14 protein-coding genes and 1 pseudogene are annotated in these 16,560 nt (G+C 50.3%); 11 read left to right on the top strand and 4 right to left on the bottom strand.

Translation table 11 applies throughout. From position 1 onward, the window contains the following. Nucleotides 1-84 precede the first annotated feature (84 nt). On the top strand, nucleotides 85-669 hold the full coding sequence (locus A6U86_RS13350) for a TetR/AcrR family transcriptional regulator (RefSeq protein WP_068391854.1): 585 nt from the start codon (nucleotides 85-87) through the stop codon (nucleotides 667-669). 122 nt (nucleotides 670-791) lie between these two features. Further along, nucleotides 792-1,555 (top strand): annotated as a pseudogene (locus tag A6U86_RS13345) (alkene reductase). 601 nt (nucleotides 1,556-2,156) lie between these two features. Here the strand turns inward: A6U86_RS13345 and A6U86_RS35195 are convergent. Both A6U86_RS35195 and A6U86_RS13340 read right to left on the bottom strand, forming a co-directional pair. Further along, entirely contained in the window at nucleotides 2,157-3,167 is a 1,011-nt protein-coding gene (locus A6U86_RS35195; protein ID WP_141683702.1) for a hypothetical protein, read from the bottom strand. Between the two features lie 96 nt (nucleotides 3,168-3,263). Beyond that, nucleotides 3,264-4,037: a methyltransferase domain-containing protein gene (locus tag A6U86_RS13340; RefSeq protein ID WP_068391629.1), complete on the bottom strand. Its 774-nt coding sequence runs from the start codon at nucleotides 4,035-4,037 to the stop codon at nucleotides 3,264-3,266. Between the two features lie 170 nt (nucleotides 4,038-4,207). Between A6U86_RS13340 and A6U86_RS13335 the strand changes: the two genes are divergently transcribed. The 8 genes from A6U86_RS13335 (at nucleotide 4,208) to A6U86_RS13305 (ending at nucleotide 12,855) form a co-directional block, all read left to right on the top strand. Next, on the top strand, nucleotides 4,208-4,999 hold the full coding sequence (locus A6U86_RS13335; protein WP_068391626.1) for a hypothetical protein: 792 nt from the start codon (nucleotides 4,208-4,210) through the stop codon (nucleotides 4,997-4,999). Between the two features lie 11 nt (nucleotides 5,000-5,010). Next, a complete protein-coding gene (locus A6U86_RS13330; RefSeq protein ID WP_068391851.1) occupies nucleotides 5,011-6,087 on the top strand; it encodes a GSCFA domain-containing protein in 1,077 nt (358 codons plus the stop codon). A 278-nt stretch (nucleotides 6,088-6,365) separates the two neighbouring features. Further along, on the top strand, nucleotides 6,366-6,536 hold the full coding sequence (locus A6U86_RS35450) for a hypothetical protein (protein ID WP_158008757.1): 171 nt from the start codon (nucleotides 6,366-6,368) through the stop codon (nucleotides 6,534-6,536). Between the two features lie 50 nt (nucleotides 6,537-6,586). Beyond that, on the top strand, nucleotides 6,587-7,213 hold the full coding sequence (locus tag A6U86_RS13325; protein WP_068391622.1) for a hypothetical protein: 627 nt from the start codon (nucleotides 6,587-6,589) through the stop codon (nucleotides 7,211-7,213). A 64-nt stretch (nucleotides 7,214-7,277) separates the two neighbouring features. Next, nucleotides 7,278-8,354 (top strand): NAD(P)-dependent oxidoreductase, encoded by a 1,077-nt coding sequence (locus A6U86_RS13320; RefSeq protein WP_068391619.1) that lies wholly within the window; start codon nucleotides 7,278-7,280, stop codon nucleotides 8,352-8,354. A gap of 12 nt (nucleotides 8,355-8,366) precedes the next feature. Further along, entirely contained in the window at nucleotides 8,367-10,379 is a 2,013-nt protein-coding gene (locus tag A6U86_RS34745) for a glycosyltransferase (RefSeq protein ID WP_083196825.1), read from the top strand. Between the two features lie 22 nt (nucleotides 10,380-10,401). Further along, on the top strand, nucleotides 10,402-11,556 hold the full coding sequence (locus A6U86_RS13310; RefSeq protein ID WP_083196824.1) for a glycosyltransferase family 2 protein: 1,155 nt from the start codon (nucleotides 10,402-10,404) through the stop codon (nucleotides 11,554-11,556). A gap of 516 nt (nucleotides 11,557-12,072) precedes the next feature. Further along, a complete protein-coding gene (locus A6U86_RS13305; RefSeq protein ID WP_068391616.1) occupies nucleotides 12,073-12,855 on the top strand; it encodes a sulfotransferase domain-containing protein in 783 nt (260 codons plus the stop codon). Nucleotides 12,856-13,150: 295 nt separating this feature from the next. Here A6U86_RS13305 and cysC read toward each other — a convergent pair whose 3' ends face one another. Then, on the bottom strand, nucleotides 13,151-15,058 hold the full coding sequence (gene cysC, locus A6U86_RS13300; protein WP_068391613.1) for an adenylyl-sulfate kinase: 1,908 nt from the start codon (nucleotides 15,056-15,058) through the stop codon (nucleotides 13,151-13,153). Continuing rightward, nucleotides 15,058-15,957 carry a sulfate adenylyltransferase subunit CysD gene (cysD, locus tag A6U86_RS13295; protein WP_068391610.1) on the bottom strand — a complete coding sequence of 300 codons (900 nt, stop codon included), beginning with the start codon at nucleotides 15,955-15,957 and terminating at the stop codon, nucleotides 15,058-15,060. Before cysD ends, cysC begins: the two co-directional genes overlap by 1 nt. 388 nt (nucleotides 15,958-16,345) lie before the next feature. Here cysD and A6U86_RS35845 point away from each other — a divergent pair, with 388 nt between their 5' ends. Continuing rightward, a complete protein-coding gene (locus tag A6U86_RS35845; protein WP_244509925.1) occupies nucleotides 16,346-16,447 on the top strand; it encodes an ATP-binding protein in 102 nt (33 codons plus the stop codon). Nucleotides 16,448-16,560: the final 113 nt, after the last annotated feature.

Below are 16,560 nucleotides of genomic sequence, written 5' to 3'. Positions count from 1 at the left end.
GAGAACCAAAAATTAATTTTGGACTTTAACATCCGAAATAAATAATGGATGTCGGGCGAAATCGAAAATTCGAGGAAACCCGTTATGGCCAGGCCAAAATCGTTTGACAAAACCGAAGCGTTGCAGCGGGCGGTTCAGATATTTGGCGAGCAAGGTTATGCAGCTACCTCGCCGGACGCGCTAATGGCCACGCTAAGCATCGGTCGGCAGAGCATGTACGACACGTTCGGCAATAAGCGATCCCTCTTTCTTACGGCTCTTGATCTGTATGTTGGCCAGAGCGCTGCCATTCTGCTTGAACACCTACTGGGCCCCCGGCGTGGCCTCGATGCGATCAAGGGTGCAATCACAGCCTTTGCCAACCGGGACGATATGGCATTTGGCAAGGGATGCATGGCAATGAATGCTATTGGTGAATTCGGTTCAAGCGACCCTGACATTATGGCTATTTTTCATAGACACGGAGATCCGCTTCGCGCGGTCCTTCGAGATGTATTTGAAGACGCGATTGCGCTTGGTCAGTTGCGCAAAAATATGCACCCCGACGAGGCCACCGATTATTTCGATGCCGTTCTCATTGGAATACGCGCAGCAGCGAAAATGGGAAAGTCCCAAGCCGAGCTTCAGTCGATCGCAAGCATTGCCATTGGCAACTTATCTGGCTGCTAGCGAACAACCAGAGCTGAGGCAAGAACTACCTCGACACCTATCCTCCAAATGTGGAAAGACGCAACGTGAAACTTCTTGAACCTTATCAGCTGGGCGATCTCGAGTTGAAGAACCGTGTGGTTATGGCCCCGATGACACGAAGCCGGGCATCGTCTGATGACGTCCCGGGAGCATTGGCTGAGCTCTATTACGGGCAGAGGTCCTCTATGGGTCTCATCATTTCTGAAGGGATCAATATCAGCAAGCAAGCAGTTGGCCTGCCCTTTACGCCCGGCCTTTTCAAAGATGATCAGGTGGACGCTTGGCGCAAGATCATTGATGTGGTTCACGACGCCGGCGGACACATTTTCGCTCAGCTTTGGCATACTGGACGAGTGGGCCATTCGCTATCGCGCGATGGCGAGATTCCAGTTGCGCCATCGGCGATCCGCATCGAGGGTCAGAAACCGTTTACAAAGAACGGACTACAAGAGTATGAAATTCCGCGCGCCCTCGAGACGGACGAAGTGTCTTCGATTGTTTTCAACCATGGGATCGCAGCCGAAAACGCAAAACGCGCCGGGTTTGATGGTGTTGAGCTCCACGGCGCGTTTGGATATCTTCCAAACCAATTCTTGGTTGATGGCGCCAACAAGCGGAAGACCGTTATGGCGGTAGTATCGCCAACCGATGCCGTTTTACACTCGAAGTAATGCACGAGCTTCTGCGCGCTTGGGGGCCGGGGCGCGTAGGAATCAAATTATCTCCATCAATCGCCTACAATGGCATGACTGATAGCGATGTTCGCGCGCTCTACACGCATCTTATCGCCGCCTTGGACAGGTTACCTCTTGCCTATTTGAACCTCATGCAACCTATGTTCCCTTTGGACGACTTTCCGACGTAGCCGCGGAATACCATTGAGGCTTTCGGGCCGCTCTTTTCCGGCACTGTGATTGCCAATGCCGGTTACACGCAGGAATCCGCCGAATCAGAGCTGAAGTCCGGCCGCGTGGATCTTATCGCCTTCGGTGCACTTGCACTTGCACTTGCTAATCCAGATCCGCCTGTTCGTTTCGCACAACGTGGTCCATTCAACGCCCCGGCCCGAGATACCCTCTACAGTGGCGGAACTGAGAAAGGGTACACGGACTATCCCAGCCTAAACAGCTGACCTGCGGAGTTGTAGCACGGGTGTTAATTCGCAGTAGAATCACCCGTTAAGCCGCAGACAACGGGATATCGATCCACCGGGACCGACTTGCTCTTGTTGGTCTTGAGAGGAGTCGAACCTTTGACAAATGCTTCCGGCAGCTGAAATACAGGCAGAACAGCTATTTAAGCTGAAAGTCACGAAAAGACCGGCCGCATTCTTACGTTTAAGTGCCAAACGACACTTCCCGCAGAGCACCGTCAATGGCCTCGAAGGCCGCTATATGCTCTCAGCGCCTCGGCTTCTTGATCGAAAAGTCGGCAAGCGAATAATAATGGAGAGCTGATTTTTGGATTTAGAAATCTGACAATGCGCTGCGTTTCCATGTGTTTACCGCGACGCAAACATAAACATAGTTAGCATCTGCTTGGATTGTCCCTTGCGCGCAATCCGAGTGAGACGAGGCTGGAGTCATCAAGGGTTGCGTAAGTGGCGCTTGCGCTATGGTGCCGCCCGCATCACTGATTTGAAATTTTGAACTTCCAGAAACACGGTAATTCAAATGCGAAGATGAAAAATCAAGCGTACGGTCATTGGAAGCAGAAAAAGAGACGTGCTGCCCTGTAGCAAGAAGCAGAGCCGCTCCACCGCTTGAAAAGGATGCATTTGTTAGATCGATGCCTGTATCAAAATCGGTTGGCGACGCGCCAAAGCCGAACATTAGCCCTCTTGAAATCCTGGCGTGTCCTTTATCCGTCACCTGTCCCACTAAACGAATGCCAACACCAAGTGTCATATCGGAGCCAGAGTAGTATCCCCCAATGTTCGGCCGAGATGCCACGACATCCAGCCCAACACGATTGAGGCCATTATCGCCTCCATTGCCAGATACAATCTGCTCTATTCCAAGTCGCGCACCCTTCGGGTTTGCAACACCCGTATAGTCCGCCGTTTCATTTGCCAGCGACCAGATCGCGCCATCGCTGCGCCCCTGTGCGACAAAACGACCTGCGGTGTTTTCCGATCCTGTAGCGAGCGCTGAATGGTTATTTAAGATTGAAAGTAAGCCATCCTCATAGTTTGCGTTTCCGGAAGAGGTCTGGTTAATTGCACGCAGTGCAGCGTTCTCGAACCCTGATGTTCCCCCGGAATATGAACTTATTCGCTGGAACGACCACGACGCTGCCTGATCTGGTAAGCTGGCAACATCTTGTGCGATGAGGTTAGTACAAAACATCGGTATCGCGACCGACGACTTTTTGTTGCACCAAATTGAATATGCTGGCGCCAGTCCAAGAACGTGGTTGTCTGAACTCAACCGCACACCGTCTTGCGCAGAGGCACGCGAGAGAACGATCGCCAGCATGAAAGCCAGTGCCGATAGAAAACGGTATCTCATGTGCCACCTAAACGAATTTGGTCACCGTCGAAGATGTCGGCAACGAAGAGAGAGCCATGGCTCCTACTTCATAAACCGAACTGTCGTACCACATATCATCAAGTCTGAGAGCGTAGCGTCATTGGGCGCCTCGGTAAGCGTCGTCTCGTAGCTCAGCAATTCCCAAGCATGCCGTGAAAAACCTATAGACTTCACATCTCGGTAAAACTCTTCTGGACTTTTGCGGTTCAATGACTTGAATTCCTGCCACATATGGCGCGTCACCAAGTCACGAGCCTGCGGGTTTTTATCAGCATATTCCTCTAATTTAACTTTGGTCCACTCGTCGGTTTCTTTCAGGTGGAAAAATGGCTCGGGAATGTAATCTGAGAGATGGCTGCCGTAATATGACGGGAACCAGGGAAAAACGCTGACCATTCCCCAAGAAGAGGGCTTCATGACACGGCGCATTTCTGACAAAACTTGGCGAACATCTGCAACGTGTTCAAAAACACCCCATGAATATACCGCATCAAAGCTGGCATCTTCGAAGGGGAAATCAACTCCGTCGTATTGAACGTATTCCATCCGACTCGAATAGTCTGCTGGGACACTGAAACCGTTAGAAGAGAGTTTATCGGCTGTAGTTGCGAAAGATCCTGCAATCTCGGGCACGATATCTAATCCGACAATGCGCTTCGCACCTCGCGACAGCACACCGAATTCTATCAGTGGCTCCCCGCAACCTACGCTCAACACAGTTTTCCCTTCGATACCGAAAACGCTCGAAACGATTTTCTCTGCGGCAGTATCGAAATGAGACTTAAGCCATACATCAGGCTCAGGTATGAAAGACATTTCAGATTTCCTAAATTGTGGAGGAACTTACGAAACTCATATCATCAACGCGCAGAAGGTCCAGTGATCACACGAATGCCGTGCTTCGCTTATTGACGACGTAGGAGAAATGCGAAACATGGGCGATACCTGCCATCGTTTGTTTCAGTCAACGGAAATCAGGAGTTCACATGCCCGGAAAGGCAGCGATTGTTCTTGGTCACAGCCACCTTTCATCGATTGTATTGCATCTCCACGATCGTCCGGCCGAGGTGTACGGTGGCGAAAATTCTATCCAATATTACGTGTTTGACACAACTCGCATGGGCGTCGACTTTTTGTTTTCGATCGATGCAGGCGGCGGCCACTATGTTCTGAACCCAGAAATCGCGGTAATGGTTGATCAAAAAGTGCCGAAGGACAGAGAGAAAATCTATATCTCCATGTTCGGCGGGAACGCCCACAATGCGCTGACCTTGATGGAGCATCCGAGACCGTTCGATTTCGTTCTTCCAGAGATTCCTGATCTGCCTCTTGATGGAACTGCGGAGTTCGTGACGGCAGCCTATATAAACAAATTCATCGCGAAGTTAGCCCAATCTTATATTCTGAATATGCAAACATTGAAGAACTCTACGAATGGCAGCGTTTTTCATTTTGAATCCCCGCCGCCCATAGAAAGCAACGAATTCATCCTGAGAAACCTGGAGCAATGGTTTCAGAATGTTAGGGATCCAAAAATATCGGCTCCGTACCTGCGATACAAATTGTGGCGTGTGCACTCCAAGATCATTAGAGACTACTGCTCGGCGGCGGGAATTCATTTTCTTCCCACTCCAAAATCTGCCACCAACCAAAACGGTTTCTTGCTTGAGGAGCATGGAAGAGATTCTACTCATGCAGGACCATCGTTCGGCGGCTTAATTTTGAAGGAGCTTGAAAACCACCTGAACGTAAAATATGATGGTTGGCTTTGGCTATGAGTGAGGTCCCTATGAAATCTCCTTATCATTCTCTTCCCGCATACACTCGCTGGAAAAAGGCTATTGCCGAGCCGGACTATCCGAGCGTTGACCCCGTCACTAACTTTCCTTGGAAAATAGCTAATTCCGACAAGGTGGCCACTGCTGGCAGTTGTTTCGCACAGCATATCGCGCGCCATCTGAAACAAAGTGGGTTCGACCATTATGTAGTCGAAGACGGTCATCCATTGGCCGACGAACACCAGCGGGACCATTTTAACTACGGCACTTACTCCGCCAGGTATGGCAACATCTACACCCCTCGACAGCTAGTTCAGCTATTCGAACGGGCTTTCGGAACGTTCGAGCCCCAAGAGGAAATCTGGACCAATGAACATGGAAAGTTCGTTGATCCTTTCAGACCAAATATCGAGCCGGAAGGTTTTGCCACTAAGGAAGAGCTTGTAGCCGATCGCCATCAGCATCTTGCGAAGGTACGCGACATGTTCAGTACGCTGGACGTGTTTGTATTCACTCTTGGTCTTACCGAAGCCTGGCTCTCGAAAACCGATGGTGCCGTGTTCCCCGTATGCCCTGGCGTCGCTGGCGGCACCTTTGACGTGCAGAAATATGAGTTTCACAATTTCCGCGTTTCTGAAGTGATCGCAGACTTAGAGCGTTTCCTTGATCTATTAAACAGTGTGAATCCGAAAGCCCGCGTCATTTTGACCGTTTCGCCAGTCCCCCTGATGGCTACCGCCGAGAATCGGCACGTGCTTACCTCGACCACCTATTCTAAATCGGCGTTGCGCGTAGCCTGCGACGAAATCGAGAGGGCACATAAACATGTCGTGTATTTCCCGAGCTACGAGGTAATAACGGGCGCCTACAACCGGGGCCGTTATTTCGCCGAGGATCTTCGCAACGCGAATGAAGAAGGTGTTAGCCACGTCATGAGGATATTTTTGCAGCATGCAACCCAGGCAGAAGCGATTCAAGCACCAGCTCCGAAGGTGGACGAAGATCGAAACTTCATCGAGCGTATGATGCATGTTGTCCAAACGACTTGCGAGGAAGAACTTATAGAAGTTTCTCTCAGTAGAAGATAATTGGGGTTTGGGCGTGCTTTGGCCGGATGGGCGATTGAGATCATGGGCAATAAGGTGCGCCAGAGCTAGAAGCTCGATGCAGTGTGCGGTTGGGCATTACTTTGAGACAAAGGTATTCGAATAGAAAGATTGACGGCAACCAAAAAGTAAGCTTCAAGCGATGAGCCAATTGTTCTCGTCATTATAGGAATAAGACGTTTTCAACGTGCGCGACAAGTCATCGATTAATTTTCGGTAGCTAGCGTTGGCTAATAAGGCGATCGGACGGAATTTAGGATATGGATAGAAAAAAACTTGCCGAAAAGCTGCTTGAAGTCGAGATGGCTAACAAAAGAGCCATGGCCTTGACGCAACGCTTGGCCGAATTGCAGGTCGAAATTACTCACACTAAAAACACCCTAGCAAATCAAAAAAACAATTTACGCGCGAGTGGCCAAAATACTGGCTAACAGAAAGCGCTAAAACGATCAGAAATTTTGATTTCTATGGATACATAGCAATGGATTTAACAGACGTTTCTTACGCGCAGGCAATTGTAGATCTCACAATTGCGAACAACCGCGTATTGGTGCTTTCGCAAAAAATTACTGAAGTCAGCGACGAGCTCAGAAAGCTTCAGGCTCAGTTGGACAACCTCCCCTCGCCCGCCAAGGTTCAAACCAATGAACCATCCTCAATCGCAACGATTGAGCGAAGGCTAGCTAAAACGCCATCAGCTTTTCGTCAGCTATTTCGATCAGGAATTACGAAGCCGAAAATTCTTACGCACATTGACGAAATTGGTGGAGCGGCGCCGAATTCATCCGGCAGGCATACAGTTTCATTGGGGCAACTTAGAAACCTATCGATCTCTGGATGGGCGGTACCGACAGGAAACAGTGCGCCATTCGAGTTTGTCGAAGTGAAGATTTCTGGCAACGCCCTAAGCACCAAAAAGAAAGTCGAACTTCGAGATCGACCCGACGTCGCAAAGCATTTCGGAAACGCATCACTTGTTAAGTCTGGATTTAGTGCGGCCTTTTCGCTGTCCGAGCTGCAACCGGGTGTTTACTCTATCGAGATCGAAGGAGGCAGAACGGGTACTCCGTCAGCGAGCATTATCGTAAATGAAATTGAAGTCCGTTAACCGATTTGTTCTCAAAGAACAGAGACGGCGCGACGATAAGCATGATTGACAAAGGGGTATTTTGATGGAGAAAACAACGATTCTCACCGGAGGGGCTGGATTTATCGGCAGTCGTATAGCCTCAGGACTCACGAATGGTGATGAACGAATTGTCGCGATCGACAACATGCATCCGCAGGTCCACAAATCGGTGGATCGTCCGTCTAATCTTCCCGAAAACGTTGAACTTATTGTTGCGGACGTCACTGACGCGGATTTTTGGGATCGCTTTTTGGCGAGCTGTACTCCTGGCACTGTGGTCCATCTCGCTGCTGAAACGGGAACTGGACAGTCACTCACAGAGTCCAACCGGCATGCGATGGTCAACGTCGTTGGCACAACCCAAATGCTAGATGCGTTCGCCCGCAACAAGCAGATTCCCGAACACGTGATTCTAACATCAAGCAGGGCCGTTTACGGTGAAGGTGCGTGGAAGTCCGCGTCGGGTGAGGTGTTTTACCCCGGCCTACGCAATCACTCAGCGCTTGAAGACAATAAATGGGATATATTTGATTCTGGTGGGATTGCGGCGACACCTCTTGCGCACCGCGCTGTCAATACTTTTCCAAAACCGTCTAGCATATACGGCGCTACCAAACTCACGCAGGAGCAAATTATATCCTGCTGGGCATCTGCGATGGGTATTCCAGCCACTATCTTCCGTTTTCAGAATGTCTATGGTCCTGGGCAATCGCCTTTCAATCCGTACACCGGGATCATCACATTGTTTCACCGAATCGCGAGTGCTGGCGGGACAATCGAGGTCTATGAAGACGGTCAGGTCGGTCGTGACTTCGTCTATATTGATGACGTTGTGGAAGCATGCTTGGCCGCAGTGAAAAATCCAGCTCGAGGCATTCGCTATCTGGACGTCGGAACCGGCGTTGCGACAACGATCATCCAGGCAGCGGAAATCATTTCGGCACTTTATTCTGCCCCTCACCCGCACATTTCCGGCAAATTTCGCGACGGTGATGTCCGTTGGGCCATTGCCGACACCGAGGATCTCGAAAGAGAACTTGGTGTTCGCAGTCGAACAGATTTCGCAACTGTGGGCGCCCGCCGGGTGGGCGAATGGCTAAAAGCCGAAAAAATTATTTAAGTAATAAGCGCGATGAATATGACGAAACGAGTTTCACATGTTGTCGGGCCGGCTTTGCCGGCAGAGGATGCTGTCGTTACCGACGGCCCCCGTGTTTCTGCAGTCGTTTGGATTGATCGAAATCCGGCGGGTTGGAACGAAACGCTTGCATCCCTACTGAAGGTCAAGGGTATAGGCGTGGTTTACGCCGGCGTGGCACATGCGCATTTTATGCACGAAATTAAGATCAAAGCTCCGCGGCTCGAACTCATAGCGGCCGATTCAATTTTCGACTTGGCGCAACTAGCGTTTTCTGCGAATACCGATCAGTGTTTTTTTGTCAGTTCCCCAACCGTTCTCGCGGCGAACACATTGCAATTCGCAAGCTTTTGGATGGCAGACGATCCGCGGATCGCAACTATTTCGTTTTTATCAAACTCTGCTGGCTATCTAAGTTTCCCACACCGCAATACGGGTACGCCTTTCGGCGTCGACGGTCATAATGAGGAAACGCTTACAAAGTTGTTGCGCGAGCGCAAAGTGGGCGATTCTGGGCTCATACCTTTGCCAATTGCCGATGGACCGGGAATTTTAGTAAATTTTAGCGCCTGGGAAGTAGCTGGCCAAATTGACGATAAAAATACAGGCAACCTATCGTTTGCTCTGGCGGAATTTTCGTTACGGGCATCTCGCAGGGGATTCAATAGCTTTCTCGATCCCTTCACCTTCATTACGAAGTCACCCGATTTCGGTGAAGCTTTTTCAAGTGTGCTCGAGAACCCAGAAGCTAGGCATGCACTACATAGTTTGCATCCGTTTTTTCCCGGAAGACACGATACGGAGCGCAATAGTGCCAAGTCCGTTCTGGGCCAAGCGCTAGATAGCGCCCGAGCAAAAGCCACAGGCCTCCGAGTGCTCATCGACGGTTCCGCATTGGGGCCAAAAGAGATGGGTACTCAGCAGCTCATTTTGCAACTGGCAACGTCGCTCGCCGGACACGCAGACATCCAATCTGTAGCGCTGGGTGTGCCCGATCCATCAAACTTACCTAAATACGCTCAGGAGCTTCGGAATACCGAGAAGATTCAGTTAGTTTCTGCCTCAAGCTTGAACTTTGACGGCGCGTCCCACGTGGACATCATCCATCGGCCATTCCAGCCAACTGGTCCGATCCCCTGGAATCGATGGAGAAATATTAGCAAGCGAACCATTATCACCGTTCAAGATCTGATCGCCTACAGAAACGGGTCTTACTTCAAAAATTGGGAAGAGTGGGAAGGCTATCGAAGCAATTTCCAACTCCAACTCTCCAACGCTGATTCCGTGTTTTGCATTAGCCACGATGTGATCAAAGCGGTCAAAGAAGAAAGAATGCCGGTCAATGAGCAAAATCTCTTCGTTGTCGAGAACGGCGCAGATGCCCGATCAAAGGATCAACCCAAGCGCATTCCGCCGTCAATCATTGAACGAGGATGGAGTGCTCGGTCATTCGTCATTGTGCTAGGGGCGACGTACGCTCACAAAAACCGGGACCTTGCGCTGCGTGTATGGGCGCGTCTGAAATCCCAGGGCTTCGACCATGCCATCGTGCTTGTGGGCGCCTCGGTGCCTTTCGGATCGACAAGGAATGAGGAAGCCATCGCTAGCCCCTCCGAATTCCAAAATGACATTCTTTCGCTGCCAGAAGTAGCGGCGGAGGAGCGAAACTGGCTGCTTCAGAACTCCAGTCTGGTTTTCTATCTAACCGCCGCCGAAGGCTTCGGTCTCGTTCCGTTCGAAGCGGCGTGCCTCGGTGTCCCTACGCTTCACGTATCATTCGGCCCCCTACGTGAGTTAATTGCGGATGCTGATTTGCCGGTTAGCTATGATCTCGATACGCTCACTGCTCGCGCCCAATCGCTGCTTTCTGACCCTATAGCAAGTAGCAGGTCTGTCCAAAATATTATGAAAACCCTAGGCGAATTGTCATGGAAAAACACTGCGGGGAAGGCCGTGGACAGCTATTTCCAGACCCTCAGCCTGCCCGCCAAGATTTCAGACTATTAAATTCGAAGGAACCGACAGCAAAATGAAACCGCGTGTCTTGCATGTCATAACCGTTTACAACGGCCGCTCTTTTGTTCCGCGAGCAATTAAAAGTGCGATGCAGATGGACCAGACCACTGCCGACGTGGATGTATTGGTCTTGGACGATGCAAGCCCGGAGCCGGGGTGGAGTGATGAGCTCCAGGTTCTGTGCAAAAATTTGGGTGCGCACTACTACCTAACTCCGCGCAACCTAGGTATCCCGAGGAACGTCTCCTTGGGATTGTTGACCGCGATCGAAAAAAATTATGACTTTGTTACCATCAACAACTCTGACGTAATATTTCCGAAGAATCTGATTAATTCGCTGATTGAATGCTGCAAACAAGAAAATGTAGGTTCAGTAACGGCTTGGTCCAATAACGTATCAATTTACAGTGTACCGAATTCGGATCCCGACTTGTTTCTTTCTTCCCAAGAGACGGTTGATTCGGTCTCTGAGATGCTTGCTGATAAATACTCCTCTACAATAATAGACATTCCAGCGGGAATTTCGTTTTGCATCATGATGCCAGTCGAAGTGGTCAAACACGTAGGGGTAATGGATCCTATTTTTGGCCGTGGCTATTGCGAAGAGACGGATTGGAGTTTGCGCAGCCTGAAGATGGGGTATCGAGTTTGCTTAGCCCCAGGGACCTTCGTCTACCACATGGGACGAGGCAGCAATCTGGCGGCAGGATTGGTGAGCGGCGCGCATTCTACGGTCCCTGAGAACGAGACGATAATTGATATGCGCTATCCGGATTTTCGAAAGCAGGTGTCCGATTTCCAATCCACCGGCGAAATGGAATTGTTGAAAACAAATGCAATCGAGCATTTGATCGATGAAGCGGCAGCGAAGTTTGGATACGCTCTTGTTCCGGAATGGGTTCGCCCCGCTTCTGACGTCGAGTTGCCGCCCGTGAAAATTGAGATTTCAACGAGCTCCAGTCCGCCATCGTTGAAGTTTTCATATGCTGGTTTCCAGCAAATATGGCATATAGACAATGGCAGCATAATCTCAAAGGCTGTGGAACGATTCGGGTTGCAATCATTGGTATACAATGGGTTTGGTTCCGTTTTGCTAAAAGATGGGAAATCCAAAACCGCGAGCAATGCGGAGGGTTTTACTTCACCATATCCCTCAAGCGTATGGTGACGATTGCGCATGCGGTCGATGTTGCCACTTGCCAAAATCGCGGCAGTGGCGTCCACCTCGACCACATGACTTTCGGTAAGGAATCCAAACATGGACAACTCAGAGAGCAAACTTACTGATCAGCGTCTGGCCGCTATGATGGAAACCCAAACGGATAATGGCGTGTCTTTGCGAATTGCTTATCAGCAAGGGCGTAATAGCTCGCCCAGAGATCGGAAACGATCTGCACGAGTTACTAACTCTCGCGCTTAAGGAATCTCCGCAGGGAGTGGGGCCATTGAACCATCTCCTCGCCTTAATCGATACATGATTTGGCCGGCGGACTTCCCCAATCCGCCAGCGCGCTGATAGGGGAAGCTTAGATGGATTTGTCGACCTCCTCGCGGCGGAGATAGCCTTCACTGGATGCACTCTCCGGTTGACAGGATCACCTAACTACAATACCCGACTTTGTGTAAATGGCCGCTCCGTCACGGTTGTCCATAGGATTTTGTCAGAGAATTGCAGAGCATAGAGATGCAAACTTTTGGTATTTACTCTTTCCCTCGGTCTGGCAGCAATTGGGTCAGAAATGTTCTTTATGCGTTACTTGCTAGACCTTATGTTCAGTCCTACGTCGAGGACCTAAATATAAAAGAAAAGATTGAAGCCGCGATCCCCGACCACCCTGATTTTGATCCAGAATCTGGGCCGGTGTTCGGTACAACGCAAGGCGAATTTAAGTTTTTTAAATCGCACTCGCCGTTTGCTGTTAAAAGCTACGAGGGACGACCTCTCGATACAAGGTTTTATTGCTATATTATGCGTCATCCACTCGACGTGTTTCTCTCATATTTGAATTTCCTTCATCATTGCCGATCATCCATCCAATGGGCTTACTCCATTCCTCTGTTGTCGGTAGATGAGCATATCAGATCCGGGTCTATTGATTACTTTTTTGGGATGTTTTTGGCCGTCGGAAATATTTCGCCGGGAATAGATTCCGCAGGAAGTTGGTGGACGTCCGCGGAATATTGGCAATTGCTGAAAAAGAAATACGAGGATTTTATATTCATATTGAAGTACGAAGACTGTGTTTCCAATCCAGAGAGAGGTTTCGCCCCACTAGCTAATTTTGTGGGAAATGATTGTTCATTGCCCAAAGCACTCGAGTGGAACAAAGTTATGTTTCCTCAAGATGGAGGTTTCTTTTGGAAAATGGAATCGGGCTACTATACTGAGGTGCTTCCAAGATCATTGATTGAGTCCTTCAATGCGGTGCATGGAGAGAAATTGCGAGAATTGGGCTACAACGTATAGAGGCTTGACCTTGCCTGAGGTGCCCCCCTTTTTAAATTAGGCTGTGATTAAGTATCGAATTAGGAACTCGCATTTGGATGCTGGTTGACAAGCTGAAATCCTCATCGACCGGATATGCTTGGAAACTTTACCGGCCGCGTCTGCTTCCACCTCGGGCCGCCCAGTGGGGAGATGGGTAAACACCTTCGGTCGGTCGTTTGTTTATTGATGAGGTAAACGCACGGTTCCTGATAGTCCTTGATCCGCTATATCCCCACAAACACCTGACATTTCCGATTGCTATTTGATGGTAGAGCTAAACGGATGCTATGTAATCGACCAAGCGTTTGACGCTCTCAGCAAGTGGTAGGCCTGCGCCCTGGATCGTGAGATCAGGGGTCGTCGGAGCTTCATACGGGCTATTGATGCCTGTCATGTTCGGCAACTGGCCGCCGCGCGCCTTTCGGTAAAGGCCTTTGGGATCGCGCTTCTCGCAGATGTCAAGCGGCGTGTCAACAAAAACCTCAAGGAAATTCTTGGAGCCGATGAGTTCGCGCGCCGTTTCTCTCTCTCTGCGAAAAGGTGATATAAAAGCGGTCAGCACGATTAGACCTGCGTCCATCATCAATTTGGAGACTTCGGCAATTCGTCTGATATTTTCGACGCGATCAGCATCGGTAAAGCCCAAATCCTTATTGAGGCCTTGCCTGACATTATCACCATCCAAGATATATGTCCGCTTACCCTGGTTGTGCAGCTCGATCTCCAGGGCATTGGCCAGTGTTGATTTCCCGGAACCAGACAAACCCGTAAACCAAATCACCTTGCCCCGATGCCCATTCAACCGTTCGCGATCTTGGCGGGCGATCGACAGCACCTGGCGGTGCACGTTCTGGGCACGTCGAAGGTTGTGGCGGATCATGCCGGCCGCCACGGTAGCATTCGTGAATCGGTCCACAAGAATGAAACCACCAAGCGTTTTTGATTTCGAATAGCTATCGAAAACAAGGGGGCGGCTCAGGGACACGTTGCAGACGGCTATATCGTTGAGCGCCAGGGCTCGGCTCGCTGTGTGCGCTAACGTATCGACATCGATATGGTATTTGATGCTGGTGATAGATGCCGACGCCCATTGGGTTGCCAGCTTGATGTCGTAGTTGCGGCCAATCAGACCCGGGTCTGCATTCGTCCAGATCACGGTTGCCTCGATGTGATCGGACATCTCCAAAGGGCTCCGCTCGTAAGAAAGAACATCACCGCGGGAAACATCGATATCTCGATCAAGTCTGAATGTAACCGCTGTCCCTTCCTCAACTTGCTTGATAGTTCCATCCATTGTCACGATCTCAGCTACACGTGCAACTTGACCTGAGCCCGTCACGCGAACTTCATCCCCAATCGTCAACTTTCCCTCGACGATTGTGGCCGAGATACCGCGGAAATCCGCATTTGGTCTATTTATCCACTGCACCGGAACAACAAGCCGGTCGGAGGGAGTGCGCGTTATCTCTATGGTCTCTAGGAGACCCATCAAGGTTGGTCCGGAATACCATCGTGTGTGGGCGGAGCGGGTGATTATGTTGTCGCCGTTGAGAGCACTAATGGGGATCTGCGTAGTACTCTCAAATCCAAGTGAGGTGCCAAATGTCGAGATCTCGTCGCATATCTGGTCGTATATCTGCTCGTCGTACCTGACCGCATCCATCTTATTGATAGCAGTGATTACGTGGCGAACTCCCAGCAGCGAGGCGAGATACGCATGCCGGCGTGTCTGTGTCAGAACACCTTTGCGAGCGTCCACCAACAGGACTGCGACGTCGGCGGTGGAAGCTGCAGTGGCCATGTTGCGCGTGTATTGCTCATGGCCAGGGCAATCACCGATGATGAATTTGCGTCTCGGCGTGGAAAAATAGCGGTAGGCTACGTCTATGGTAATACCCTGTTCGCGTTCAGCCGATAGGCCATCGACCAGAAGCGCGAAGTCGATCTTATCTCCCTGGGTACCGTGGCGTTTCGATTCAGCTTTCAATGCCGCGAACTGATCATCCAGTAAATGCTGCGATTCCCATAGGAGGCGGCCGATGAGCGTACTTTTGCCGTCGTCTACGCTGCCGCACGTAATCAGTCGCAGAAGATCTTGAGATAGTTGATGATGCTGAAAACGTGCAAATATCTCTTCGGGCGAGACGCGAGCTTTGTCGCTCTTCTGCTGCAGACGATGCATCAGAAATAACCCTCCAACTTCTTTTTTTCCATGCTCACCGACGAGCCAGTGTCGATCAGCCGGCCTTGTCTCTCAGATAAGCGCGCCTGAAGAAGTTCGGCGATTATTCCTTCAACTGTGCTGGCCTCGGATTCAATTGCGCCCGTCAGTGGATAACAGCCCAATGTTCGAAAGCGGACTTTCCGGTTAATGATCTCCTCGCCCGGCAATAGCCTCATGCGATCGTCATCAACGGCAAGGATCATATCGTCACGTATGACGACCGGACGCTCCTTGGCGAAATACAATGGAACGACGGGAATGCTCTCCTGAAGGATATACTGCCACACGTCCAATTCCGTCCAATCGGAGAGCGGAAAGACCCGTAAGCTTTCACCAGGAGCCTTGCGGGTATTGTAGAGGTTCCAAAGTTCTGGCCGCTGATTTTTGGGATCCCATTGATGATTGCGCGTGCGAAAGGAAAACACACGCTCCTTAGAGCGCGACTTCTCCTCATCGCGTCGGGCTCCGCCGAAGATCATATCAAATCCATGGTGATCGAGTGCTTGCTTCAGACCCTCCGTTTTAGTGATGCTGGTGTGGAGTACCGCGCCATGGTCAAAGGGGTTTATGTCTCTTTCGATCGCTTCGGGATTAACGTGAACCAGCAAATCCATTCCAGTTTGATGCGGAATAAGATCCCGAAACCGGTACATCTCCTGGAATTTCCATCTCGTATCCACATGCAATAGCGGCAAAGGCGGATTGGCCGGAAAGAATGCTTTCCTGGTAAGATGAAGAAGAACTGAGCTGTCTTTGCCGATTGAATAGAGAAGGACGGGTTTGTCTGCCTCCGCGACCGCTTCGCGTATAATGGCGATGCTTTCCGCCTCAAGTCGATTTATATTCATGCTTGTCATTGCCTTTATGGAGTCGCGAACAACCGCCAGGATAAGGGCCTATAGCTCAATAATTTGCCAAGGCCATCAAGCGAAAACTCTTCCTGAAGTCGGACGTGCCTCCCGCCAGGCATCCTCGAACTTCTCGCGCCTGATATCAACGGCCCTGAAAAATTCGTGCCGTTTGCGGTCTGGCAATGATTAAATCTGGACTTCATCTGTTGCATTCTTGTATTACGCAAGAGCCATTTCCTACGCCGCCGCCTTTTCAATCGTGGATAGTCGATCTTTATCTGGCACTACGACCATCTAAACCACTAAAACCATGTTCCTTTGGGGCACGACATGAAACCTTTAATGTATTTCTTGGAAAAAAAATACTCGATATTTTGAATTGTAGGAACAGCGAATGAAACCATTTTCTTCCATCATCGTCACCACGAACCTTGCATTCGGCGAGTGGCCGGCCGTGTTCGGCGAACCAAGCATCGCAGACTGCCTCTATTGCTGACGGGGTGGTGCATTTGTGTTGATTTCCGCTGAGATCTGATCCGGGGAGATGCGGACGAAAACTTGGACGACCAGGAGGTAGTTCATGTATTCCCATGCAGACAGACTTCGCGC

The organism is Rhizobium sp. AC27/96 (assembly GCF_001692325.1).
Taxonomy (GTDB): Bacteria; Pseudomonadota; Alphaproteobacteria; order Rhizobiales; family Rhizobiaceae; genus Rhizobium.
Note: the sequence above shows the minus strand (reverse complement) of the source record. Positions and strands in the feature narration are given on the sequence as shown.

Excerpts from the sequence above, each read along its gene's own strand:
- A6U86_RS35195 (WP_141683702.1), bottom strand. The coding sequence starts at position 3,167 with ATGCTGGCGATCGTTCTCTCGCGTGCCTCTGCGCAAGACGGTGTGCGG.
- A6U86_RS34745 (WP_083196825.1), top strand. The coding sequence starts at position 8,367 with ATGAATATGACGAAACGAGTTTCACATGTTGTCGGGCCGGCTTTGCCG.
- A6U86_RS13320 (WP_068391619.1), top strand. The coding sequence starts at position 7,278 with ATGGAGAAAACAACGATTCTCACCGGAGGGGCTGGATTTATCGGCAGT.
- A6U86_RS35845 (WP_244509925.1), top strand. The coding sequence starts at position 16,346 with ATGAAACCATTTTCTTCCATCATCGTCACCACGAACCTTGCATTCGGC.
- A6U86_RS13330 (WP_068391851.1), top strand. The coding sequence starts at position 5,011 with ATGAAATCTCCTTATCATTCTCTTCCCGCATACACTCGCTGGAAAAAG.
- A6U86_RS35450 (WP_158008757.1), top strand. The coding sequence starts at position 6,366 with ATGGATAGAAAAAAACTTGCCGAAAAGCTGCTTGAAGTCGAGATGGCT.
- A6U86_RS13335 (WP_068391626.1), top strand. The coding sequence starts at position 4,208 with ATGCCCGGAAAGGCAGCGATTGTTCTTGGTCACAGCCACCTTTCATCG.
- A6U86_RS13305 (WP_068391616.1), top strand. The coding sequence starts at position 12,073 with ATGCAAACTTTTGGTATTTACTCTTTCCCTCGGTCTGGCAGCAATTGG.
- A6U86_RS13325 (WP_068391622.1), top strand. The coding sequence starts at position 6,587 with ATGGATTTAACAGACGTTTCTTACGCGCAGGCAATTGTAGATCTCACA.
- A6U86_RS13350 (WP_068391854.1), top strand. The coding sequence starts at position 85 with ATGGCCAGGCCAAAATCGTTTGACAAAACCGAAGCGTTGCAGCGGGCG.
- cysD (WP_068391610.1), bottom strand. The coding sequence starts at position 15,957 with ATGACAAGCATGAATATAAATCGACTTGAGGCGGAAAGCATCGCCATT.
- A6U86_RS13340 (WP_068391629.1), bottom strand. The coding sequence starts at position 4,037 with ATGTCTTTCATACCTGAGCCTGATGTATGGCTTAAGTCTCATTTCGAT.
- A6U86_RS13310 (WP_083196824.1), top strand. The coding sequence starts at position 10,402 with ATGAAACCGCGTGTCTTGCATGTCATAACCGTTTACAACGGCCGCTCT.
- cysC (WP_068391613.1), bottom strand. The coding sequence starts at position 15,058 with ATGCATCGTCTGCAGCAGAAGAGCGACAAAGCTCGCGTCTCGCCCGAA.